We start from the raw sequence: 23,035 nt of genomic DNA on the forward strand, positions 1-23,035 counted from the left end.
GCGGCCAGGCGCCGCCCCAGCGGCAGGTTCACGCGCCCGAGCCCGCCGGGACGGACACCCGCACGGGGATCTGGAGCAGGCCGGACAGCCGGTTCGGCGCCGCCGGGATCACCCAGTAGTACACCCACGTGCCGCGCCGCTCGGAGCCGACCAGACTGGCCTCGCGCAGAAACAACTAGTGGAGGCTCGGGTTCAACCCGGCCTCCACATGTGCGTTGAGTACGTGTCCGAGGGGGGACTTGAACCAAATGCACATGCGTTCACGCTGACCAGGCGGTTCCTGCTCGGCCAGGGGTGAGCGGTGATGAACAACGCACCCGCTCGTGCGGAGAAGTGGATTCGATGGACCACGACGGCGAGCGTGCTCCTGGTCGCCGGCATCGCAGCCGTGGTCTCGTTCCGCCATATGTACAGGCTCGCGCTTCAGCACGGCGAGGAACCTGTTGCTGCGGCGCTCATCCCCCTGGCGGTGGACGGCACCATCGTGGCCGCCTCGATGTCGCTGCTCCTGGCCAGTCGGTATGGATCGCGAGGCGGTCTGCTCCCGTGGACGCTCCTGGTGGTCGCAAGTCTGGCGAGCCTCGGGGCGAACGTCGCGATCGCGAAGCCATCGCTGATCGCACGGTGTATCGCCGCATGGCCGAGTCTTGCGCTGATCGGCGCCTATGAGCTGCTGATGCGGCAGATCAGGATCTCGGCTGCCCGAGCGGAAGAGCACAGATCGCAGGCGACGACCGATGATCTTAAAGAGTGGGCAGAGGGCGCCCCTGACCAAGCAGGCGGCGATGACCCTGAAGAGGGGGCGAAGTGGCGCCGTAAGCCTGATCGTGCGGTGCAACGCGAAGCGTGGCAGTGGGCACGAGCGATCCAGACGCACAAGGGTCAGTGGCCCTCGGGGAAAGCCATCGCTCAGAACGTCGGCCGTTCTCCACGTTGGGGCCGCTTGGTGAAGCGTGCTGGACTGGCGGGGGAGTACAGCGAAGCCTTAGCAGTGCCGCGGAGCTGACGACCCGTTTTGATCTTGTCATCAGCGCGGGCGCGTCAGGGAAGCGGTGCGGCTGGCCGAGCAGCTGGAGTCCGCGATCGCCTCGTACGAGCAGCCGAACCGAAGGACTTGCGGCAGCTTGTCGAAGACGATCCGGTCGCTGATCCGGCGCCGGTGGCAGCCCAGCGGGTGGGCTGGATCGAACTGGGGCCGCTGCGGCAGCAGGGCGGCGAATTGGTCCCAGAGTGGCTCGGTCAGCCACGATGGCAGCACAGGCACAGGTCTCCCCAGTGATCACAGAGCGTCGCAACTCCATGATCACAGGACCTGTGCCTGTCCCGTCGGCCAATCGGGCCGCGCCCGCCGCCTGTCTGCGCAGGCCGACGTCATGCCATCAGGGGAAAGGCCCCGCCGGCGCACGGGGCCGGGTTGGCGGGAGCCTTGGCTTCGGGCCGTGCCGTCAGCGGCGCTCACTGCCTGCCATCGAGGCGGCGGTGGCGTCGATCGCGCCGGCAGACGGCTTGAATCCCCTGGTGATGAGCCAGATGGCCAAGGTCAGCTCCCAGGCGAACACCGGTATCGCGGTGAGCGCCCCCACCCCGGAGGTCTGCTGGTAGAGGCCGAACAGCTCGGCAATCGCGGAAGCGAAGATCAGCGGGCCGCCGACCAGCCCCAGCACGGCGATGAAGCGCGGCACGAGCTGCGAGCGGTACATGAGGTACGCCATGACCGCCGTGTTGGCTCCGCAGACGAAGTTGGGCCCGAGCAGGAACGTCCAGTCATGGACTGCGACCAGCGCTCGACCCGTGGTGAGGAGTGAGGCCGGGTCCGCCCCCTGCGGAGGATGCTGACGCAGCGTCACGACCGCGAGAAGGCTGACGATGCCGACGGTGATGACGGCGGCCTCCAGGGTGCGAAGGCCGACGTAACCGACGGCGAGGCCTTCGCTGTGCCGCCGGGCGACGGGGAACAGGGTGAACGCGGTGCCGACGATCGCGATGGCGAGGACCACCTCGAACAGGGCGCCCAGGAGCACCCTGGTGTCCGCGCCGCGGCCGGCGATGTAATCGGCGTTGTGCAGCACCGGGCCGTACAGGATGAGCCCGCCGATCGAGGTGACGTGGGTGACGAGGTAGCACACGCCCGCCGCTGTCGCGAGCTTTCTTGGTGAGGCCACCGGGACTCCTTAGGTGATGTGGTCGCGCCGCAAAGGTGTACGACGTACACCTTTGGTCGTCAAAGTATGGTGTACCGCGTACACCTGTCAATGGGCGATCGGCGACGACCGGTCGAACGGGAGGCGGTCAGCAGATGACCCAGCAGACAGAACCGGCGCGCCGGACGCCCCTCAACCGGGACCGTGTGCTGCGCGCCGCCGTCGCGCTCGCCGACCGCGCCGGCATCGAGGCGCTGAGCATGCGCAGCCTGGCGCACGAGCTGGACGTCGTGCCGATGGCGCTCTACAAGCACGTGGCCAACAAGGAGCAGCTCCTCGACGGCATGGTGGATGTCATCGTCGGCGAGATCGATCCCCCGGCCGGCGACGCGGACTGGAAGAGCGCGATCCGCCGCCGCATCCTCTCGGCACGACGAGCGCTCCTGCGCCACCCCTGGGCCTCGCGCGTCATCGAGTCCCGAACCAGCCCCACCCCTGGTGTACTCGACTACCTGAACTCGATCATCGGCATGTTCCGGGCCGGCGGCCTGTCCGCCGACCTCACCCACCATGCGATGCACGCCCTGGGCAGCCGCGTATGGGGGTTCACCCAGGAACTGTTCCCGGCCTCGCCGGGGCCGGCTCCGGCCGACGCCGACCCCCAGGCGCTCGCGGCTCTGCTCGGCGAGATGGCCACCCGGTACCCGCACATCGTCGAGATCGTGCTGGCTCGGCCGCACGACGGCGAATCGGTCGTGGGCCAGGGCTGTGACGACCAGTTCGAGTTCGAGTTCGCCCTGGACCTCCTGCTGGACGGCTTCGAACGACTTCACCGGCAGGGATGGACGTCTGTCGAGCGATTTTGACGCGACGGCAGCACCTCCCGCTGGACTCGACGAGCGCTTCCCACTCCCGGTCGGGCCGCTGTCTCCACGCCAGGATGTAGCCCGTTTTCGCTGGGTGGCCTGGGAGTTTGACTACGGGCGGCTCGTCTGGCACGAAGGCGAGCATACCCACAGATCGAACGGGCATTCGAGCGTGGTTCTAGCGATGACGAGCAAATAAGGTCTGCCCTTACACAATCTACGATTGTTATATGAATGGCACAGAAGGAAAATACCGCGCCGCCACTAGACTCTTAATGGCAGGCCGAGTGGACAACGTGACCGCTTCCAGCTCTCCGCCCTCTTCGTCGATACGTCCGGCCGAATAGTGGAGGCTAGCCATGTTCACCTATTACTGGCTGCACAAAATAGCGCGAGTTGTCGCCGGGGCAATTCTGGCCACTGCACAAGCGGCGACGCCCGCCTATGCAGCGAGATGGCCCGATGGGTGGTTCCTCATCTACGGGGCTACGGAAGACCCGTTCCAGCCCTTCTCTCATCGCTCAATGGACACCTTGTGGGATGTGCCGCGCAACGCGCCCGTCAGAACCGAGGTCACTGAGTTCGTTCGTCTGGCCTCAAGCAACAATTGGCAGGACTCGCAGGTTTGGCGGGTCCGATTTCCTGTAAGCGGCAGTATAGGCCAGGCCAGAGTGGTGAATAAGCTCACGGGGACCTGCCTGGCGGCGCGGGAGCTTCCCGTAACACGTGGCGGCGAGGGAGCGCTCCATGAACGATGCGGAGATCCGGGCACCCTGTGGTGGTGGGAACCGATGGGGGGAAATAAGTTTGTGCTTCGTAGCACCGAATCCCCTATATGTTTGAGCAAGGCCGAGATTTTTGAGGACCCGGAGTTCCTCCGCCTGAGAAGCTGCTCCGGCCATGCTTACGACGCCCAAATGACCTGGGAGTGGCATAAGTGGGTTTCGTGAGGCGAGCTCGCGCCTGGGCGATGGCCTGTGGTCCTGGTGGCGCCGAGCGGGTGTTGTACGGCCCGCCTCCCTTAACCCCCCAGCATCAGGGGGGGCCGATCTCGTCACGCGCGTCATGATGAGGATGGGGGGAAGCGTCATGACGAACTCACGTGGCCAGTGGCTCCTCCTGGCCTACAGGCTGTCGCAGATGTCCTCGACGAAGCGGAATGCCATCTGGCGCAAGCTCGACAGGCTCGGCGTGGCGCGGGTGGGTGACGGTTTGGTCGCCTTGCCGCCGGACGCACCGACCCGGGAACGTGTGGAGAGGGTCTGTTCCGAGATCCGTGAGTACGGAGGTTCGGCCGGCCTCTGGCTGGCGGTGCCCCTGGAGTGCTGTCAGGCGCGTGAGATCGTCGAGGGGATGCGGGCGGCTCGGGCCCGCGAATACCAACGCGTCATCTCCAGGGCGTCGGCAGTGCGCGATGCTGAACCGGAGCGCCGGATACGTACCGCCGGCCAGCTCGGGGTCACGTTGCGGCGCATCGGCAAGAGAGATTTCTTCCCGCCCGCCGACCGCGAGGCGGCACGGCGGGCGGTGCGGGAGCTGACCGCGGATCAACGTTGACCGGCGGAGGCCGCCGGTGCGGCGGTGCCTGCGAGCTTTCCTGTACGGTTCAGCGCGGCGACGGCGAGGGCGCACGCCGCGCCCAGCAGGAACAGCGCCGTCCACGGCAGAGCGGGTGAGCCGGCGTCGAGAAGCGCGCCGACCAGCAGGTTGCCCAGCGTGATGCCGATCCCGGCGACCGTGTTGTACAGCCCGTAGTGGGTGGCCACCAGTCGCTCCCCGGACAGGGTCACCACAGTGTCCATCTCGAACGGATACGCCAGAGCGGTCCCCGCGGCCAGCAGCACCGTGCACACCAGCACGGCCGCGCCCCGCACAGCGGCGGGCGGCGTCGCGCCGGCCAGCAGCAGAGGTGGGAAGGCGATCGCCATGAGCGCGAGCCCGCGGACGATGGCCTGCGGTCCGCTCCAGCGGCGGCGCGCCCAGTCGGTGATCCTGAGCTGGCCGGCGATCGCCACGAGCGCCGACACCACGAACAGCAGACTGACCGCGCCGGTGTCACCGAGTTCCAGCGGCAGGGCCAGGTACACCTGGAACGACAGCACGTAGGAGCCCGCCATTGCCAGGGAGAACAGCAGGAACGGCCGGTTGGCGACGACGGCACGCCACTCGGCCAGCACACCTTCCCTGCTCACGGTCTCGGTGCGGCACGGCGGCAGGGCGAGGAACTGGAGCAGCGTCAGGAGCCCGAAGACGGCCGCGGCCACCCCACACACCAGCCGGAAGTCCACGCTCACCAGAGCGAGCCCGATCACCGGACCGGCCAGGATGCCGGTCTGGTAGAAGACGTTGAACACCGCGAACGCCTCAACCCGGCGTTCGCCCGATTCGTGTGCCAGGTATGCCCGTACCGCAGGGTTGAACAGGGCGCCGGCGAAGCCCGTCATCGCCGAGGCGGCCACCAGGGCGGGGAACGCGTCCGCGAATCCCAGCAGCGCGAAGGCGACCGTGCGCAGCAGGCAGCCTGCGATGATGACGGGCCGGTAGCCGAGCCGGTCGGCCAGCGTGCCGCCCAGGAGGAAGAGGCCCTGCTGGCTGAGGTTCCGTACCCCGAGCACGAGCCCGACCGTCCACGCCGCCATGCCCAGACCGTCGGACAGATGCCCGGCGAGGTAGGGCATGAGCATGTAGAAGCCGGTGTTGATGGCGAGCTGGTTCATCATCAACAGGCGTGCGCTGGGGCCGAAGGATTGGAAGCGCCGCCACATCAGCGCATCACCATCCGGGTCCAACGAACGACCTCGGCCTCAGCCGGATGCCTGATCTCGTCCGGCTCGTCGGCGGGTGGCCGGCCGAGCAGGTCGTGCTCGGCGCAGTAGCCGTCGTCGTAGACGGTCGTGTAGTACCGGGCGGGGCCGTCGGGGAAGACGGCGGCGATCTTCCGGTCGGCCGCCTCGGTCCTGGCGAGCCACGCGGCGACCACGGTGACGGCGCCGACGCTCCAGCCGCCGGTGGTGTAGTGGGTGGCGGCGAGCGTGCGGCAGGCCCACACCGCCTCGTGCGGCGCCACCCAGTGCACCTCGTCGAACGCGTCGTGGTCCACGTTGCGCGGATGGATGCTGCTGCCCAGCCCGCGCATGAGCCGAAGCCTGGCGGGCTGACCGAAGATCGTCGAGCCGGTGGCGTCCACTCCCACGAGGCGGAGCCCGGGGTTGTGCTCGCGCAGCGTCCTCGCCACCCCGGCGGAGTGGCCGCCGGTGCCGACGCTGCACACCAGCACGTCGATCCGGCCGAGCTGGGCGAGCAGCTCGCGAGCCAGACCGGCGTAGGCGGCCACGTTGTCGGGATTGTCGTACTGCCGCGGGCAGTAGGCGCCCGGATGAGCGGCGAGCAGCTCGGCGACGCGGTCCAGCCGGGCGCGCTGCCAGCCGCCGGCCGGATGCGGACGCTCCACGGTTTCCACGCGGGCTCCGTAGGAGCACAGCAGCCGGTGGACGATCGCCTCCATCCCCGGATCGGTGACCACGGTCACCGGATGGCCGTGGACGATGCCGGCCAGCGCCAGTCCCAGACCGAACGTGCCGGACGTGGACTCGACGATCATCGCGCCCGGGGCGAGCTCTCCTCTCGCCCGGGCACGTTCGATGATGTAGAGGGCGGGCCGGTCCTTCAGCCCGCCGGGATTGGCTCCTTCGAGCTTGGCCCAGAAACCGCGCCCGGATGGGGCGAACGGCTCCCCGATCCAGCACACGGGCGTATCGCCGGCCAGCCGTGCCAAGGCGAACGAGGGCCGGGAAAGTGACGAGATCACTGACATGCTGATCACACGCTTTTCTCGCCTGGCCCCGGTCGTCGGCCCCGGCGGGCACGTCACCGGCGTCGACCCGTCCGCGCTGATGATCGAACACGCCCAGGCGAACGCCCCCGCCAACTGCTCCTACCTGGTGGGAGAGGGGCAGTCGCTCGACCTGCCTGACGCGTCCTTCGACGTGGTGGTCTCCAGCCTGGCCGTCCATCACATGCCGTCCGCCGAGCGCGGCAACGCCGTGCGCGAGATGTTCCGGGTGCTGCGGCCGGGCGGGCGCCTGCTGATCGCCGAGTTCCGCCCGCCGGCCAATCCCGCACTGGCCCATCTCGTCGGGATGCTGTCCGGTCCGGCGATGCGCCACCGTCCGCAGGACCTGCTCGCGATCCGCTCGTCGATGGCGGCCCTGGCCCAGGTGGAAGGCCGCTACCTGGGGGGTCGCCCGCCGTATGGCTACCTCCTGGTGGACCTCGGCCCGCACCCCAACCCCGGCAAGGCGGCCGACGGCAAGCGGCTTCACGGCCTCGCGCCGGATCCGGCGACGAGCGAGGTGGTCCGTCGCATCTTCCGGGAGTTTCTGAGCGGCATGGGTCTCTTCGCGATCGCCGAGGGACTCACCAGGGATGGGGTCCCGTCGCCGTCGGTTCACGACCGGGCGAGGAACCGGCATCGTGAGGGGCTGGCGTGGTCGAAGAGCGCTGTAAGGGCAATTCTGATCAATCCTCGGTACACCGGTCACCAGGTGTGGAACAAGCAGCGCAAGGACGAAGTCCTCATCGACGTCCACGACGTCGCCCTCGGGCACATGACCCGGCAGCGCTGGAATGACTCCGACCGCTGGATCTGGTCCGAACAGATCACCCATGAGCCGCTGATCTCCGTGGGGGACTTCCAGTCCGTGCAGAGCGTGCTCGTCGGCCGGAGACGGAAGCAGGACGTCCCTCATCGACCTCATCCCACCCGCCGCTCGTACGCCTTCCGAGGGGTTCTCTTCTGCGGCTACTGTTCGCGCCGGATGCAGGGCAACTGGAACAACGACCAGGCCTACTACCGGTGCAGGTATCCCGCCGAGTACGCCCTGGCCAACAAGGTGGATCATCCCAAGACCGTCTACCTGCGTGAGGCCGAGATCCTGTCCCATGTGGACGCCTGGTTGGCGACGGAGTTGGGCGGGGCACGCCGAGCGGAAACCATTCACGCGCTGGTCGAGTACGGCCAGCCCGGTGCTGACCCGGCAGCCGAGCAGGCGCGACAGTCGATCAACGACTGTGACCGCAAGCTGTCACAACATCGTGCCGCTCTGGAAGCCGGCGCCGACCCGGCTCTGGTGACCCGGTGGATGGCTGAGACACAGGCACAACGAGTGGCCGCACAGGCGCGGCTACGGCAATACGAGGGACGACGTCGTATGACGCGAGAGGAGATCGACGCGATGGTCAACGCACTCGGCGACCTGGTGGGGGTCCTGTGCGCGGCAGACCCCGCCGACAAGGCGGAGGTGTACACGCAGATGGGGTTGCGCCTGACGTACTACCCGCAGAAACAACTAGTGGAGGCTCGGGTTCAACCCGGCCTCCACATGTGCGTTGAGTACGTGTCCGAGGGGGGACTTGAACCCCCATGCCCATCACTGGGCACTAGCACCTCAAGCTAGCGCGTCTGCCTATTCCGCCACCCGGACTTGGTGCCTGCACGCGGGACCGTCATCTCGCGTCGGCTCAGTTAGGTTAGCAAACTCTGAGGGGTGCGTGATACCGCGAATCTGCGAGAGCGGGTGGCGCGGCGTCCCGAGGCCGGTGCGCGGCCGTGCCGCCCGGTGCCGGACGGCCCGTCATTCCAGCCCTTCCCGGGCCTGACGGCCTCTCCTGTGCGGCCCAGGAAGCTCTCCTGTGCGGCCCAGGAAGCAGGTGAGGCGGGGGGTGGGGCGCGGCGGTGGCCGCCGGCGGGTGGTTCGAGGGGATTGGCGCGGGTTGGGGGAGGTGGGGCTTGACTGATTCATGGGACTCCGCTGAAAACTGCTTGCGATCACCATGGGTGCTGCTACGGTTACGGACCGTTGAGGGGTGAGTCCAGGGACCGGCCTCACGATGTGAGGCCGGTTCCGGAGCTTGGGGAGGTCACGTGACACGCACGCCGGTGCGATGGCTGAGGGCGATGGCCCGAGCCGTCTTCCGCGTGCCCGTGCCCGTGGCCGTCCCGGCAGGCGAGGCGATCACCGAGCGGGCGGACCGGATGGCGCGGTTCGCGGCCGGTGCCCGCCGGGTGGTCGCGCGGGCGGCCGTGGCCGGTGGCGTGATAGCCGCCGGCTGGTTGCTCGCCGTCCTGTTCGGGATGTTCTCGGCCGCTCCGGCAGCCGCGAGCACGGGGGCGGTGGACTCCACCGCCGCCACGGGAATCACGGCATCGGGTGGCTCCCACTCCGTCACCCCCCACACCGTCACCGGGTCCATCACGGACGGTTTCCCCACGGGCGACGGCGGCATCTCGGCGGCGGACGACGCCGAGGCCATGGCAGGGCGCACGGTCGACGGGCTGAACAGCCAGTCCGACCCCGGCCTGCCGCCTTCTTCCACCGCGAACAAGATCCTGGGCACCGATGGTCTGGTGCCGGGCGGCGGTGGCGGCCCGTTCGGGCCAGGCATGGGGGACGTCGCGAGGTCCGTGTACGACCCGCGGCTTCAGGCTGGGCGCACCGTCGTGGCGCGCGAGCTTCCCCCCGTCGTCCGCACAGCGGCGGACGACCCTTCTTTCTCACCTGACTGACCCCGCCGTTGCAGCCGGTCCTCACGGGCCGGCGGCGGAGCGCGGCCATGGCCCGCACCCGCCCGGGACCGGCACGGCTCAACTCGTGCGGGACCGCGAGGTCCCATTCGTCCAGGAGCGGCAAGGTCCCCTCGTCCGGGACCGGCAAGGTCCCACGCGCCACCGGCCCACAGGGCCCGCGGCCGCCACGGAAGACGAGACGCCTGTCACGGGACGCCCGCCGCACAAAGGTGGGTCGTCACGCGAGGACGCCCGCCACATGAGGGCCGGTCGTCACGCGGGGACGCTCGTCACACCAGGCGGTCGAAGCGCGGACATTCGCCGCGGCTCAAGGTTCCCGTCCGCGACGGGCCGGCCGCCGGCGATCAGGCCGGCGGCGCAGTAAGCCCGCCCGCACGAACCGGTGGGGCATGAGCCCCTCCGCCGGCGGGCGAAACGTCAGTCATCACTGGTCCGCGGTCCGCGAGGTCCCGCTTGTACGGCGACGCGTCACGCTCCCGTACGGCCTCGCCTCCCGCGGATCGTCAGGCGCAATTCGTTCCCCCCAGAAGTCATAGGAGCACTCATCATGCGTACGTGGGCGAAGGCTTCCACACCCGCGGCTCTGCTCGCGGTCGCGGTCATGTCGTTCGGCGGCGGCACCGCGTTCGCCGACACCTCCGGCGACCACTCCGTCGGCGGCGGCAACCAGGTCAACCTGCCCGTCACCCTGCCGATCGACATCAGCGGCAACTCCGTCGCCGCGGTCGGCGAGTCCCACGCCTCCTCCCAGGGCGGCGCGTCGGTGGAGAACACCGGCCGCTCCAGCATCCCCGGCAGGACGTCCGGCGACGGCAGCGTCCTCGGCGGCAACCAGGTCAACGCGCCGATCACCGCCCCCATCAACGCCTGCGGCAACGCCGTCTCCCTGTTCGGCAGCTCCGACGCGGGCTGCAAGGGCGGCGCCACCGTCAAGAACAACGGCCGCGGCGGCCCGGGCGGCAACCGCACCTCGGGCGACCACAGCGTCCTCGGCGGCAACCAGGTGACGGCGCCCATCACCGCGCCGATCAACGCCTGCGGCAACGCGGTCGCCGTCTTCGGCGAGGCGACCGCCGGATGCAAGGGCGGGGCCTCGGTCAAGAACAACGGCCGTGGCACCGGCGCCGGCCGTAACACCACCTCGGGCCGCAGCTCGGTGCTCGGCGGCAACCAGGTCGTCGCGCCGATCGCCGCCCCGATCAACGTGTGCGGCAACGCCGTCGCCGCGTTCGGTGAGGCGTTCGCGGGCTGCAAGGGCGGCTCGTCGGTCACGACCGGGCGCCCGGGCGGGCACCACGGCGGCGACAACGGCTACGGCGGCGGCCACGGCGGCCACGGTGGCCACGGTGGCCACGGCGGGCCGGGCTCGGGGGGCAACGACACCGACGGCCGCTTCGGCGCCGGCAGCGGCAACCAGGTCATCGCCCCGATCAGCCTGCCCATCACGGCCTGCGGCAACGCCGTGGGCAACGCGGTCGCCGGGTGCAAGGGCGGGGCGTCCGTGGACAACAGCGGCCGCGGGTCCGGCGCGGGCGGCAACACGACGTCCGGCCGTTCGGGCGTGCTGAGCGGCAACCAGGTGGTCGCCCCGATCACCGCGCCGATCAACGTCTGCGGCAACGCGGTCGCGGTGTTCGGCGAGGCCTTCGCCGGGTGCAAGGGCGGCGCGTCGGTGAAGAACGGCGGCGGGCAGGGCGCCGGCGGCAACAGGACGTCCGGCCGCTCCGGTGTGCTGAGCGGCAACCAGGTGGTCGCCCCGATCACCGCGCCGATCAACGCCTGCGGCAACGCCGTCGCGGCCCTCGGCCTGGCCGAGGCCCACTGCAAGGGCGGCGCCGGCGTCTCGCCGCAGCACGGCTCCGGCGCGGGCGGCAACACGACGTCCGGCCGTTCGGGCGTGCTGGCCGGCAACCAGGTGGTCGCGCCGATCACCGCGCCGATCAACGTGTGCGGCAACGCCGTCGCCGTCCTGGGCGACGCGGCCGCCGGGTGCCTCGGCGGGGCGCACGTCGGCAAGCCGGGCGACGAGGGCCACGGCGGTCACGGTGGTCACGGCAAGCCCGGGCGTCACCCGTATGCGGCGAGCCCCGGTGCCCAGGGCGGCGGGATGCTGCAGGCCCTCCCCGCGATCCCGGCCGTCGGCGGCCTGCAGGGCGCCGGCGACGTGACGCGGCAGATGCAGGGCGCGGGCGGGATCCCCGTCGTGGGCGACATGTCCGACTCGCTGGGTCTGCCGGTCCTGCCGTCGCTGCCGGGCCTGCCCGACCGCCCCTCCCGGCCCGCGGCCCCCGCGCAGCCGGCCAAGCCCGCCAAGCCCGCCAAGCCGGTCAAGCGCGGCAAGCACGCCAAGGAGGTCGCGACCAACGCCGGAGCCGTGTCCGGCCCGCTGTCCGCGGTCTCCCCGGCGACCTCGCTCGTCGCCTCGACGCCGGTCGGCGGCGCCGCCACCTCGGCCGCTCGCTCCCTCCCGGTCGGTGACATCGGTCTCATGAGCGCCGCCCGGCCCGCCGGGGTCACCGGGATGAGCTTCGGCGCCCTGGTCGCGCTGCTCCTGGGCGGGATGTGCGCCGCCTCGGCGACGCTGTTCGCGGCGACCCGCCGCTTCCGCCTCGGCCGGAAGTAGTAGAGCGAACGATCAGCCTTACCTGACGTCCCGCGCCTCTCACCCGGTGGTAAGGGCTGTCGTCAGCGAGACAAGAAGAAGAGGTACGGACCGCCGCTCACGCCATGGGCGGCCGGACCGAAACGCCGCCCGGCTCCGCACCAGGAGCCGGGCGGATCCACAGACGCTTTGCCCGTCTCGGGGGCGCGGCCCGGGACGGGCAAAGCCATGTCCACGTGCGTTCGGAGGCGGCGCGGAAGCCCTCCGAGGAGGCGCGGAGGCCTTCGGAAGCCGCAAGGCGCGGGGGCCTCGGGCCGAGGCGTGGAAGCCTTCGGACGCGGAGGGCGTTGACAGAGGTCAGAGGGTGCTGCGGACCCGCATGACCTTGCGGCGCAGCCGTACGTGCCGGCTCCCGTCGGGGTGCAGGCGCACCCGCGACAGCTCCCACTGGCCGTACTCCGCGTGCTCGGTCAGCAGTTGACGTGCGGCTTCGCGGGAGAGGTCGCGCGGAATGAAGATATCCATGTAGGAGTAGTCGAGCACAACGATTAGTCTCCAGGGTGAGTCAGGGCGCGGTGCCGCTCGTTGGGCCTTATTCTGCGTGCTTGTGGGTGGACCCGAAAGCTAGTGGGTAGCCCCGGGGGAAGGAAATTTCCGCGAGTCGGGTTACCTTTCAGATCTGTGCCGGCTCCCGGCAGGGGGAATTGCAAGCGAACAGCGAGGTAGGAAGCAGCGTGCCAGCCAACAACGGCAGCGCCGGCGGAACACGCCTGGTCATCGTCGAGTCGCCCGCCAAGGCGAAGACGATCGCCGGGTACCTCGGCAGCGGCTACATCGTCGAGTCCAGCATCGGCCACATCCGCGATCTGCCGGAGAAGGCCGACGACATCCCCGAGAAGGTCAAGGGGGAGGCGTGGGCACGCCTGGGCGTGAACGTCGATCACGGGTTCGAGCCGCTGTACGTCGTCAACCCCGACAAAAAGGCGCAGGTCAACAAGCTGAAGCAGCTGCTGCGTGACGCCGACGAGCTGTTCCTGGCCACTGACGAGGACCGCGAGGGCGAGGCCATCGCCTGGCACCTGCGCGAGGTGCTCAAGCCCAAGGTGCCGGTCCACCGCATGGTGTTCCACGAGATCACCCCGCAGGCGATCCGCGAGGCCGTCTCCAACCCGCGTGACCTCAACCTGCGCCTGGTCGACGCCCAGGAGACCCGGCGCATCCTCGACCGCCTCTACGGCTACGAGGTCAGCCCCGTCCTGTGGAAGAAGGTCAAGCCGCGCCTGTCGGCGGGGCGCGTGCAGTCGGTGGCGACGCGGCTGGTCGTGGAGCGCGAGCGGGACCGCATGGCGTTCACGCCCGCCCACTACTGGGACCTGCAGGCGCTGTTCGACAGCAACAAGCCCGAGGAGAGGCCGCGCGACTTCACCGCGACGCTGACCGGGGTCGACGGCAAGCGGGTGGCGCAGGGCCGCGACTTCGCCAGCACGGGCCTGCTCAAGGGCAACGACGTGCTGCACCTGTCGGAGGCCGCCGCCGGCGAGCTGGCCACCAGGCTTCAGGGCGCCTCGTTCTCGGTCCGGTCCGTCGAGCGCAGGCCGTACACGCGCAAGCCGTACGCGCCGTTCCGGACGACCACCCTGCAGCAGGAGGCCAGCCGGAAGCTGGGCTTCTCGGCCAAGTACACGATGCAGGTCGCGCAGCGGCTGTACGAGCAGGGCTTCATCACGTACATGCGTACCGACAGCATCACGCTGTCGGAGACCGCGATCGCGGCGGCCCGCTCGCAGGCGATCAAGCTGTACGGCTCGGCGTACGTGCCCGACAAGCCGCGCGTCTACAGCAGCAAGGTCAAGAGCGCGCAGGAGGCGCACGAGGCGATCCGGCCCTCGGGCGAGGAGTTCCGCACGCCGGGCGAGACCAGGCTGTCCGGTGACATGTTCCGGCTGTACGAGCTGATCTGGCAGCGCACGGTGTCCTCGCAGATGAAGGACGCCGTCGGCGAGTCGATCTCGGTGAAGGTGGGCGGCCGGTCGTCGTCGGGCGAGGACGTCGAGTTCAGCGCCTCCGGCCGGACCATCACGTTCTACGGCTTCCTGAAGGCGTACGTGGAGGGGGCCGACGACCCGTCGACCGACCGCGACGACTCCGAGAAGCGGCTGCCCAACCTGGCCGAGGGCGACGCGCTCGCCCTGTCGCGGCTGGAGGTGGCCGGCCACTCGACCAAGCCGCCGGCCCGTTACACCGAGGCGTCGCTGGTCAAGGAGCTGGAGGACCGGGAGATCGGGCGGCCGTCCACGTACGCCTCGATCATCGGCACGATCCTCGACCGCGGTTACGTGTTCAAGAAGGGGACGGCGCTGGTGCCGTCGTTCCTGGCGTTCGCCGTGGTCAACCTGCTGGAGCAGCACTTCGGCAACCTCGTCGACTACGACTTCACCGCCGAGATGGAGAAGGTCCTCGACGACATCGCCAACGACCGGGCCGAGCGGGTGCCGGAGCTTCAGCGCTTCTACTTCGGCCAGGACGGCGACGAGGGCCTGAAGGAGATGGTCACCGACCTCGGCGACATCGACGCCAAGGAGATCAGCTCCTTCCCGATCAGGGGCACCGACATCGTGATCCGGGTCGGCCGGTACGGCCCGTACCTCGACCGCGACGGCGCCCGCGTCAACGTCCCCGAGGACATGACGCCCGACGAGCTGACCGCCGAGAAGGCCGAGGAGCTGTTCTCGCGGCCCACGGGCGACCGGGAGCTTGGGCCCGACCCGGTGACCGGGAACCTGATCGTGGCCAAGGACGGCCGGTTCGGCCCGTACGTCACGGAGGTGCTGCCCGCTCCTCAGGAGGAGGAGGGGGCGCCGAAGCGGCGCACCAAGAAGGCCGACGCGGCCAAGCCGCGCACCAGCTCGCTGTTCAAGACCATGTCGCTCGACACGGTGACGCTGGAGGACGCGCTCAGGCTGCTGTCGATCCCGCGGGTCGTCGGCGAACTGGAGGGCGAGCAGGTCGTCGCCCACAACGGGAAGTTCGGCCCGTACCTGAAGAAGGGCGCCGACTCCCGGTCGCTGGCCTCGGAGGAGGACCTGCTCACGGTCACGATCGAGCAGGCCAAGGAGCTGTTCGCGCAGCCCAAGCAGCGGGGCAGGGGGCGGGCCGCCGCGGCCGCGCCGCTGCGCGAGCTGGGCGACGACCCCAACTCCAAGAAGCCCGTGGTGGTCAAGGAGGGGCGGTTCGGGCCGTACGTCACCGACGGCGAGACCAACGCGTCGCTGCGCAAGGGCGACACCGTCGAGGACATCACCATCGAGCGGGCCGCCGAGCTGCTGGCCGAGCGGCGTGAGCGGGCGCCCGCGCCGAAGAAGACGGCGGCGCGCAAGCCCGCGGCCAAGAAGCCGGCAGCGGCCAAGAGCTCCACGGCGAAGAGCACGACCGCCAAGACCACAGCGGCGAAGAAGCCCGCGGCCAAGTCCTGAACCGCGCCTCTCGCCGAGCGGGCCAGGGCCTGGGGCGCGCCTCTCGCCGAGCTGGGCGCCCAGGGCCCGGGGCGCGCCTCTCGCTGAGAGGTCTCTCAGGGCGGGCGCCGTGTCAGGCGGTGGGGCTCGTAGCATGACGGCGTGGTCTTGGGCTTCGTCTTCATGATGGTCGCGGCGGTCACTGCCGTGCACCTGTACCTGTGGCACCGGCTGGTGCGCTCCACCACCCGGCCGGGGCGCCTGCGCCGGGCGCTGACCTGGGTCCTTGCCGGGCTCGGGGTGCTGGTGGTGGTCACGTTCGTGGGCTCGCGGATGGAGGCGGGGCACTGGCTGGCCTGGCCGGGCTATCTGTGGCTGGCGATCATGTTCTACCTGCTGGTGTTCCTGCTGGTCCTGGAGGCGCCGCGGGCGGTCGCGTGGGCGGTCATGCGCAGGGGCGCGCGGCGGGCCGGAGCCGAGGCGCGGGTCCTGGAGACGGTCCCGGCGGGTGACGGGGTCGCGGTGCGAGCCCCGGACGGCGCGGCTCCTGACGGTGATGTGGCCGACGGTCGCGATGTGACGGATGGTGGCGCTGCGGCAGGCGGTGGTGGTGGTGCGTCAGGCGGGGGCGAAGCGTCGGGCGCCGCGACGGAGCCGGCGCCGGAGCTCAGCCGGCGGCTGTTCCTCGGGCGGGCCACCGCCGCCGTAGCGGGCGTGAGCGCGATCGGCACCGTCGGGTACGGCGTGCGCACCGCGCTGGGCGACCCCGTCATCGAGCCGGTCAAGGTCACGCTGCCCCACCTCGACCAGCGGCTGAACGGCCTGCGGTTCGCCGTGGTGAGCGACATCCACCTGGGACCGCTCACGGGACGCGCGCACACCGAGCGGATCGTCCGGATGATCAACTCCCTGCGTCCCGACGTCGTGACGATCGTCGGCGACCTGGTCGACGGCACCGTGGCCGAGCTGGGCCCGCTGGCCCGGCCGCTGCGCGACCTGGAGTCCAGGTACGGGGCCTTCTTCGTGACGGGCAACCACGAGTACTACACGTCCAAGGGCCCGGGCGAGTGGATCGAGGAGCTGGACCGGCTCGGCGTACGGTCGCTGCGCAACGAACGGGTCGAGATCCGCCATCAGGGCGGCGTGCTCGACCTCGCCGGGGTCAACGACGTCAACGGCGCCACCATGGACGACGGCCCCGACTTCGCCAAGGCGCTGGGCGGGCGCGACACGAGCCGGTCCACCGTTCTGCTCGCCCACCAGCCCGTACAGGTCGCCGAGGCCGCCCGGCACGGGGTGGACCTCCAGCTCTCGGGCCACACGCACGGCGGCCAGATCGCGCCGTTCAACCTGCTCGTGCCGTTGCAGCAGCCGGTCGTGTCGGGGCTCGCGACGGTGGACGGGGTGCAGGTGTACGTGACGCGGGGCGCGGGGTTCTGGGGCCCGCCGGTGCGGGTCGGCGCGCCTCCGGAGATCACGTTGCTGGAGCTGCGATCGTGACTTTCCGCGATCCCCTGGTCACTGGAGCTCACCTGGCGTAGTATCCGACGGGATACACGGGAGGTGGCGATGACGTCTTCACCGGCCGGGAGCACGTACGAGCGGGGCGGCGTCCCTGACGTCACGTTCTGGGCGCAGCGCGGCGGCTGGCTGTTCAAGCAGGCCAGGCATGCCGCGAGCATGAAGCAGGCGACGCTGGCCAGTGCCAGCGGCACGTCGCGCACGACGCTGTCGGCGTACGAGCACGGCCGCAAGTCGCCGACGCTGGAGACGGCGGGGCGGATCCTCGACGCCGCCGGGTTCCGGCTGGCCCTGGAGCCCAAGGTCGAGTTCACGCGGGGCGTCGCCGACGACGGCAGGCCGTTCCACGTGCCGAGCCGGTTGCCGAGGTTACCGCCGGCGCGGGCGCTCGCCACGGTGACCGTGCGGGGCCTGACGTACGACCTGGCCGACCGAGCTCAGCGGCGGGAGGCGTACGCCGCGCTGCTCGGGGCAGGCGCACCCGAAGACCTGCTGGCGCACGTCGACGGGGTGCTGCTCGTCGAGCTCTGGGACGAGCTGCCCCTGCCCGGCGCCGTGCGCTCGGCCTGGCTGCCGCTCGTCCGGCAGGCCCGGGGCGAGCCCGAGCCGTAGCGGGTCCGTGCATGGGCCGGGCGGAAGGAGGCCGTGACCGTGGTCGCTTCGGGGACCCATTCGCGGTGTGAAACCTGCGCGCCGGCCCGCCGACGTAATACTCTCAGCGGCGGACGGCCGGGCGCGCCCGGCCCGTCGCATGCCTTCCCAGTCCCGGCGAGCACCTGGATACGCTGACATCATGACCGTCCCTGGCCGACGCCGACCCACCAACGTGCTGGCAAACGCACCGTTCCGCCGGCTGTGGACGGCCATGTCGGTGTGCAGCCTGGGCGACTGGCTCAACATCCTGGCCCTGACCGCCCTGGCCGGCAATCTCACCCGGGGCGACGACTACCGGGTCCAGTCGCTGGCCGTGGGCGGTGTGTTCATCGCCAAGATGCTGCCCGCCGTGCTGCTCGGCCCGCTGGCCGGGGCCTTCGCCGACCGGTTCGACCGGCGGCTGACGATGTTCGCCTCCGACCTGGCGCGCTTCGCCGTGGTGCTGTCGATCCCGGTCATCGGCAGCTACCAGTGGATCATCATCGCGACGCTGCTCGTGGAGTGCGTCAACCTGTTCTGGGTGCCGGCCAAGGACGCCACGGTCCCCAACCTGGTGCCCAAGGACCAGTTGGAGGCGGCCAACCGGCTCAACCTCCTGGTCACCTACGGCAGCGCGCCCGTCGCGGCCCTGCTGTTCGCGGCGCTGTCGGTGGCGGGCGACATGCTGCGCAGCCTCGTGCCGCCCCTGTCGGGCCTCGACCCGACCAGCGTGGCCCTGGTGCTCAACGCCCTGGCCTACCTGGTGTCGGCGTTCCTGATCCTCACGCTGCGCGACATCCCGAAGCGCGACGGCGCGATCTCCACCCCGTCGGTGCTCAAGCAGGTCGTCGAGGGCTGGCGGTTCGTCGGCGGCGACCGGCTGGTGCGCGGACTGATCATCGGCATGCTCGGCGCGTTCGCGGCCGGTGGCGCGGTCGTGGGCGTGGCGAAGATCTACGTGGTCGCGCTCGACGGCGGCGACGCGGCGTACGGTGTGGTGTTCGGCGCGGTCTTCGTCGGCATGGCGCTGGGCATGTTCTTCGGGCTCCGGCTGCTGAGCGAGCTGTCCAGGCGGCGGCTGTTCGGCCTGGCCATCACCGTCGCGGGCCTGGTGCTGGCCGCGATCGCACTGATCCACAACCTCGCGATCGTGGTCATGCTGACCGTGGTGCTGGGGGCGTGCGCGGGCATCGCCTGGATCATCGGCTACACCCTGATCGGCCTTGAGGTCCAGGACGCGATGCGCGGCCGCACGTTCTCGTTCCTGCAGTCCACGGCCCGGGTGACGCTGCTGCTCGTGGTCGCCGTGGCCAACCCGCTGGCGGCCCTGTTCGGTGAGCACCGGCTCGACGCGGGGCAGCTCTCCTACCGCTTCGACGGGTCCAACCTGGTGCTGCTGCTGGGCGGGGCGCTGGCCGTGGTCGTCGGCATCCTCGCCCTGCGCCACATGGATGACCGCAAGGGCGTGCCGCTGTCCGACGACCTGATCGCGGCGGTGCGCGGCGAGCGGTTCCGGCCCGAGGGGGCCGAGGACATGCCGGGGCTGTTCATCGCGTTCGAGGGCGGCGAGGGCTCGGGCAAGACGACCCAGTCCCGCATGATCGCGATCTGGCTGCGCGACCAGGGCTACGACGTCGTGCAGACCCGCGAACCGGGTTCCACGAAGGTCGGCATGCGGCTGCGCGCCATCCTGCTCGACGCGGCCGAGCGGGGCCTGTCGCCGCGCGCCGAGGCGCTGATGTACGCGGCCGACCGGTCCGAGCACGTGGAGAAGGTCATCCGGCCGGCGCTGCGACGGGGCGCGATCGTGGTCTGCGACCGCTATGTCGACTCGTCGCTGGCGTACCAGGGCGCCGGGCGGGCGCTCGACCCCGAGGACGTGGCCAAGGTCAACTCCTGGGCCACGGGCGGGCTGCTGCCGCACCTGACCGTGCTCATCGACACGCCGCCCTCGATCGGGCTGACCCGGCTGGGCGGTGCGGCCGACCGCATCGAGTCGGAGCCGTTGGAGTTCCACGAGCGGGTGCGCAAGGAGTTCCGGGCCCTGGCCGCCGCGAGCCCCGAGCGTTACCTGGTGGTCGACGGCACGTTCGCGCCTGAGCAGATCACCCGCGCCATCCAGGACCGCGTTCACGAGATCCTGCCCGACCCGGTGCCCCAGGAGGCCGAGGACGCCACGGGCACGATGCCGGCCATCCGCGACTAGCCTTTGTCCGTGACAGTTTTCGCCGATCTCGTCGGGCAGGACCAGGCCGTCGCCGTGCTGTCGCGGGCCGCCGCCGCCGCGGCCGAGGTGGTCGGCGGCGGGCGCGGCGCGGGCATGACCCACGCGTGGCTGTTCACCGGCCCGCCCGGCGCCGGCAGAGAGGAAGCGGCGCGCGCGTTCGCGGCGGCGCTGCTCTGCTCCGACGGCGGCTGCGGCCACTGCGACCAATGTCACCAGGTGCTGATCGGCTCCCATCCCGACCTGGAATCGGTGCGCCCCGCCGGCCTGTCGTACAGCGTGAAGCAGACCAGGGAGCTGATCCTGCGCGCCGCCGGAGCGCCCACGCAGGGCAGGTGGCGGGTGATCCTGTTCGAGGACGCCGACCGGGCCACGGAGTCGGCCGCGAACGCCCTGCTCAAGGCCATCGAGGAGCCGCCGCCGCGTACGGTGTGGCTGCTGTGCGCCCCGGCCCCCGACGACATGATGATCACCATCCGGTCGCGCTGCCGCGCCGTCACGCTGACCACGCCCGGCACCGAGGCGGTCGCGCACGTGCTGGCGACGCGTGACAGCGTGCCGTGGGAGACGGCCCGGTTCGCGGCCCGCGCCGCCCAGGGCCACATCAGCCGGGCCCGCGCCCTCGCCCTCGACGAGAACGTCCGCAGGCGGCGCGAGGCAGTCCTCGGCATCCCCCGCTCCCTCACGGGCGTGGGGGAGTGCGTGGCGGCGGCGGAGCGCCTGGTGAAGACCGCGGAGGAGGAGGCCGCGGCGGCCACGGCGACGCTCAACGAGGCGGAGACGGCCGACCTGCGCCGCCTGTACGGGGAGGGGTCCACGGGCAAGGGCCTCAACCGCGGCCTGGTGCGGGGCGGCGCCGGGGCGCTGAAGGAACTGGAGGACCGGCAGAAGTCGCGCGCCACGCGCATCAAGCGCGACTCGCTGGACGCGGCGCTGCTGGAACTGGTCTCGTTCTACCGCGACGTGCTGGCCATGCAGTTCGGGGCGGCGGTGGAGCTGGCCAACGACGACATCCGCTTCGACCTGGACCGCACGGCACGCGAGTCGACGCCGGAGGAGACGCTGCGCCGCATCGACGCGATCATGCGCTGCCGCGAACGCCTCGAAGCCAGCGTCAACCCCCAGATCGCCGTCGAGGCGATGATGCTCGCGATCAGGTGATCGTTCGTCACGGCGGGGGACTTTTTGGTCTGTGTTACGGCACGGCCAGGTTGCCCCACCGCCGTCGTGGGTGGCCGTCTGTCATGGCCGGTCGTGAAGGCTCACGGGCTGAGCGCCGTGACGAGCGCCTAGCCGGCCGTCTTCTTCGGTGTTCGACACCCCTCGCCTCCACCCGAAAGCTGGTTTCCGGACGAGAGATCTCAACGGGACTGGAAAGCCGAGCAGCAAACTGAGTCCACATGCGTCTCTGTGATGTGGAAGTCGAACTGCTCTCCCATCGGGAGGCCCGGACCCGGGACCGCGTGGATGTGGCGGCGATCTTCGCCGAGCATCACGTCGGCCTCGTCCGCCTGGCACTGATCATGGTCGGTGACCAGGCGACCGCGGAAGACGTCGTCCAGGACGCCTTCGCGCGCACCCATGCCGGGCGATCCCGGCTGCGCGACCCCGGCAAGGCGCTGGTCTACGTCAGGTCGGCGGTGCTCAACGGGTGCCGGTCGGTGCTGCGCAGGCGCGCCACCGTGTTCCGGCGTGCCGTGCCGTACGAACCGCCTGTCTGGTCGGCGGAGAGCGCCGCCCTGGTGGGCGAAGAGCGCCGCCAGGTGCTCATCGCCCTGAGCGCGCTGCCGCCCAGGCAGCGCGAGGCGCTGACGTTGCGCTACTACCTCGACCTCACCGACCAGGAGATCGCCGAGACGATGGGGATCAGCGGCGGCACGGCGAGGTCCACCATCGCACGAGGGCTCGCGGCTCTCGGCCGAGCACTTGGGGAGGCACTGTGAACAGCCCTGTGGAAGACCGCCTGCGCGAAGCTCTCGGCGAGGCGGGGGCCATGCTGGACGTCGGGGCGCTGAGGCCGCTGGCGGCGCCGGATCGCCGGCGGTTCCGGGTGGACATGAGGCTGGCGGCCGCCGCGGCGGCGGTCGTGGTCGCGGGGGCGGCGACCGTCGTGGGCGTCACGGGAGTGACGGGCTCGGGCTCTCAGGACGGGATGACCAGGGCGGCCTCCCAGCCGACGACGCCTGATCAGGTCGACGTGTCGGTGTTCCTGTGCACAGGGCGGGAACCGGACAAGAAGGCGTGTCAAGGGCACGCTGTCACGGAGGAGCAGAAGACGACTCTGGCCGAGTCGCTGCGCCGGATCCCAGAGGTCACCTCGGTCCGCTTCGAGGACCGACGGGCCGCGTACGAGCGCTTCCGGAAGGCGTTCGCCGACTATCCGGGCATCCTCGGCAAGGTCACGTCGGACGAGCTGCCGGAGTCGTACCACATCACGGTGAATCGTGACAGACAGCGGCCGGTGTCGGAAGCGGCGCAGGAAATGCCGGGCGTTGCGCTGGTCAGCAACCCGGCCATGGCCGGCGTAGAAGGTTACTCCGCGGCCAGCCTCAGGGACCTGGCGGACCTGACAGCCTTCCTGTGCAATACCTCATCGGTGCAACCGGCCTGTGACAGGTATGCGGCGAGCAAGACCTCCAAGCGCGGCCGGGCCATCACCGCCACTGACCTGACAAAGCTGCAGGAGCAGCTCAGAGCGATGCCGGAGGTCCGCAAGGTCCACTTCGAAGACCAGGGCGAGGCATACGCGAAGTTCAAGAAGTCCTACAGCGCCAACAAGGCCATGCTGTCTGCGGTAAAGGTGGAAGACATGCCCATGTCGTTCCGCATCTTCCTCAGACCCGGGGCCGACGCGGCCAAGGTGGGGGCCAAGGTGCGCTCCCGCCCTGGTGTCGCACAGGTGATTGAGATGAGATGTGTTGTCCTTCCCGCCATCCTCCTGGGTGATCACGGGCTCGAACGGAAAGACGTGTGCCGCTGACACCCTCACCACGAACGGGCGCGCGCACGT

Annotated in this window: 18 protein-coding genes, 1 tRNA gene and 2 pseudogenes; 14 read left to right on the forward strand and 7 right to left on the reverse strand. The window is 70.4% G+C overall.

From position 1 onward, the window contains the following. Positions 1-28: 28 nt before the first annotated feature. A complete protein-coding gene (locus AB0H81_RS25775) occupies positions 29-175 on the reverse strand; it encodes a hypothetical protein (protein WP_358379462.1) in 147 nt (48 codons plus the stop codon). 129 nt (positions 176-304) lie between these two features. On the opposite strand from AB0H81_RS25775, the gene AB0H81_RS25780 reads away from it, so the two are divergent. After that, on the forward strand, positions 305-1,006 hold the full coding sequence (locus tag AB0H81_RS25780; protein ID WP_358379465.1) for a DUF2637 domain-containing protein: 702 nt from the start codon (positions 305-307) through the stop codon (positions 1,004-1,006). Positions 1,007-1,057: 51 nt separating this feature from the next. Here AB0H81_RS25780 and AB0H81_RS25785 read toward each other — a convergent pair. Beyond that, positions 1,058-1,264 (reverse strand): annotated as a pseudogene (locus tag AB0H81_RS25785) (IS5/IS1182 family transposase); the annotation flags it as partial. Between the two features lie 181 nt (positions 1,265-1,445). Next, the gene (locus AB0H81_RS25790; protein ID WP_358379468.1) at positions 1,446-2,162 is read right to left on the reverse strand and encodes a DUF4386 domain-containing protein; all 717 of its coding nucleotides are present in this window, start codon (positions 2,160-2,162) and stop codon (positions 1,446-1,448) included. 134 nt (positions 2,163-2,296) lie between these two features. On the opposite strand from AB0H81_RS25790, the gene AB0H81_RS25795 reads away from it, so the two are divergent. The 3 genes from AB0H81_RS25795 to AB0H81_RS25805 all read left to right on the forward strand — a co-directional run bounded on the left by AB0H81_RS25795 (position 2,297) and on the right by AB0H81_RS25805 (position 4,564). Further along, positions 2,297-3,007, forward strand: a complete 711-nt coding sequence (locus tag AB0H81_RS25795) for a TetR/AcrR family transcriptional regulator C-terminal domain-containing protein (protein WP_358379471.1) — start codon at positions 2,297-2,299, stop codon at positions 3,005-3,007. A gap of 359 nt (positions 3,008-3,366) precedes the next feature. Further along, entirely contained in the window at positions 3,367-3,957 is a 591-nt protein-coding gene (locus AB0H81_RS25800; RefSeq protein ID WP_358379474.1) for a hypothetical protein, read from the forward strand. Between the two features lie 139 nt (positions 3,958-4,096). Continuing rightward, a complete protein-coding gene (locus AB0H81_RS25805) occupies positions 4,097-4,564 on the forward strand; it encodes a Chromate resistance protein ChrB (protein ID WP_358379477.1) in 468 nt (155 codons plus the stop codon). On the opposite strand, the gene AB0H81_RS25810 is transcribed toward AB0H81_RS25805, so the two are convergent. Together AB0H81_RS25810 and AB0H81_RS25815 are read right to left on the reverse strand one after the other, a co-directional pair. Beyond that, positions 4,555-5,727 carry an MFS transporter gene (locus AB0H81_RS25810; protein ID WP_358379480.1) on the reverse strand — a complete coding sequence of 391 codons (1,173 nt, stop codon included), beginning with the start codon at positions 5,725-5,727 and terminating at the stop codon, positions 4,555-4,557. The two genes, AB0H81_RS25805 and AB0H81_RS25810, sit on opposite strands and share 10 nt — an antisense overlap. Before the next feature lie 44 nt (positions 5,728-5,771). Continuing rightward, positions 5,772-6,821, reverse strand: coding sequence for a PLP-dependent cysteine synthase family protein (locus AB0H81_RS25815; protein WP_358379532.1), 1,050 nt, complete (start codon positions 6,819-6,821; stop codon positions 5,772-5,774). Between AB0H81_RS25815 and AB0H81_RS25820 the strand changes: the two are divergent. Next, a pseudogene (locus AB0H81_RS25820) lies at positions 6,820-7,941 on the forward strand (recombinase family protein); the annotation flags it as partial. The gene AB0H81_RS25815 and the pseudogene AB0H81_RS25820 sit on opposite strands and share 2 nt — an antisense overlap. Positions 7,942-8,404: 463 nt before the next feature. On the opposite strand, the gene AB0H81_RS25825 reads toward AB0H81_RS25820, so the two are convergent. Further along, positions 8,405-8,490, reverse strand: a tRNA-Leu gene (locus AB0H81_RS25825). Positions 8,491-8,930: 440 nt separating this feature from the next. Here AB0H81_RS25825 and AB0H81_RS25830 point away from each other — a divergent pair. Together AB0H81_RS25830 and AB0H81_RS25835 are read left to right on the forward strand one after the other, a co-directional pair. After that, entirely contained in the window at positions 8,931-9,572 is a 642-nt protein-coding gene (locus AB0H81_RS25830; protein ID WP_358379482.1) for a hypothetical protein, read from the forward strand. Between the two features lie 568 nt (positions 9,573-10,140). Beyond that, positions 10,141-12,216 carry a chaplin family protein gene (locus AB0H81_RS25835; protein ID WP_358379485.1) on the forward strand — a complete coding sequence of 692 codons (2,076 nt, stop codon included), beginning with the start codon at positions 10,141-10,143 and terminating at the stop codon, positions 12,214-12,216. A gap of 336 nt (positions 12,217-12,552) precedes the next feature. On the opposite strand, the gene AB0H81_RS25840 is transcribed toward AB0H81_RS25835, so the two are convergent. Further along, positions 12,553-12,738: a DUF5703 family protein gene (locus AB0H81_RS25840; RefSeq protein WP_175590066.1), complete on the reverse strand. Its 186-nt coding sequence runs from the start codon at positions 12,736-12,738 to the stop codon at positions 12,553-12,555. A gap of 191 nt (positions 12,739-12,929) precedes the next feature. Here AB0H81_RS25840 and topA point away from each other — a divergent pair, with 191 nt between their 5' ends. The 7 genes from topA (at position 12,930) to AB0H81_RS25875 (ending at position 23,005) form a co-directional block, all read left to right on the forward strand. Beyond that, positions 12,930-15,668, forward strand: a complete 2,739-nt coding sequence (topA, locus tag AB0H81_RS25845) for a type I DNA topoisomerase (RefSeq protein WP_358379487.1) — start codon at positions 12,930-12,932, stop codon at positions 15,666-15,668. A 141-nt stretch (positions 15,669-15,809) separates the two neighbouring features. Beyond that, positions 15,810-17,147, forward strand: coding sequence for a metallophosphoesterase (locus AB0H81_RS25850; protein WP_358379490.1), 1,338 nt, complete (start codon positions 15,810-15,812; stop codon positions 17,145-17,147). Positions 17,148-17,216: 69 nt separating this feature from the next. Beyond that, positions 17,217-17,780, forward strand: a complete 564-nt coding sequence (locus AB0H81_RS25855; protein ID WP_358379493.1) for a helix-turn-helix transcriptional regulator — start codon at positions 17,217-17,219, stop codon at positions 17,778-17,780. Between the two features lie 181 nt (positions 17,781-17,961). After that, a complete protein-coding gene (tmk, locus tag AB0H81_RS25860; RefSeq protein ID WP_358379496.1) occupies positions 17,962-20,007 on the forward strand; it encodes a dTMP kinase in 2,046 nt (681 codons plus the stop codon). Positions 20,008-20,016: 9 nt separating this feature from the next. Beyond that, on the forward strand, positions 20,017-21,186 hold the full coding sequence (locus AB0H81_RS25865; protein WP_358379499.1) for a DNA polymerase III subunit delta': 1,170 nt from the start codon (positions 20,017-20,019) through the stop codon (positions 21,184-21,186). Positions 21,187-21,425: 239 nt separating this feature from the next. Continuing rightward, entirely contained in the window at positions 21,426-21,968 is a 543-nt protein-coding gene (locus AB0H81_RS25870) for a SigE family RNA polymerase sigma factor (RefSeq protein ID WP_358379501.1), read from the forward strand. Next, the gene (locus AB0H81_RS25875; RefSeq protein ID WP_358379504.1) at positions 21,965-23,005 is read left to right on the forward strand and encodes a permease-like cell division protein FtsX; all 1,041 of its coding nucleotides are present in this window, start codon (positions 21,965-21,967) and stop codon (positions 23,003-23,005) included. The genes AB0H81_RS25870 and AB0H81_RS25875 overlap by 4 nt, the downstream gene beginning before the upstream one ends. Positions 23,006-23,035 lie beyond the last annotated feature (30 nt).

The sequence above is a fragment of the Nonomuraea sp. NPDC050691 genome (assembly GCF_040654455.1).
Lineage (GTDB): Bacteria > Actinomycetota > Actinomycetes > Streptosporangiales > Streptosporangiaceae > Nonomuraea.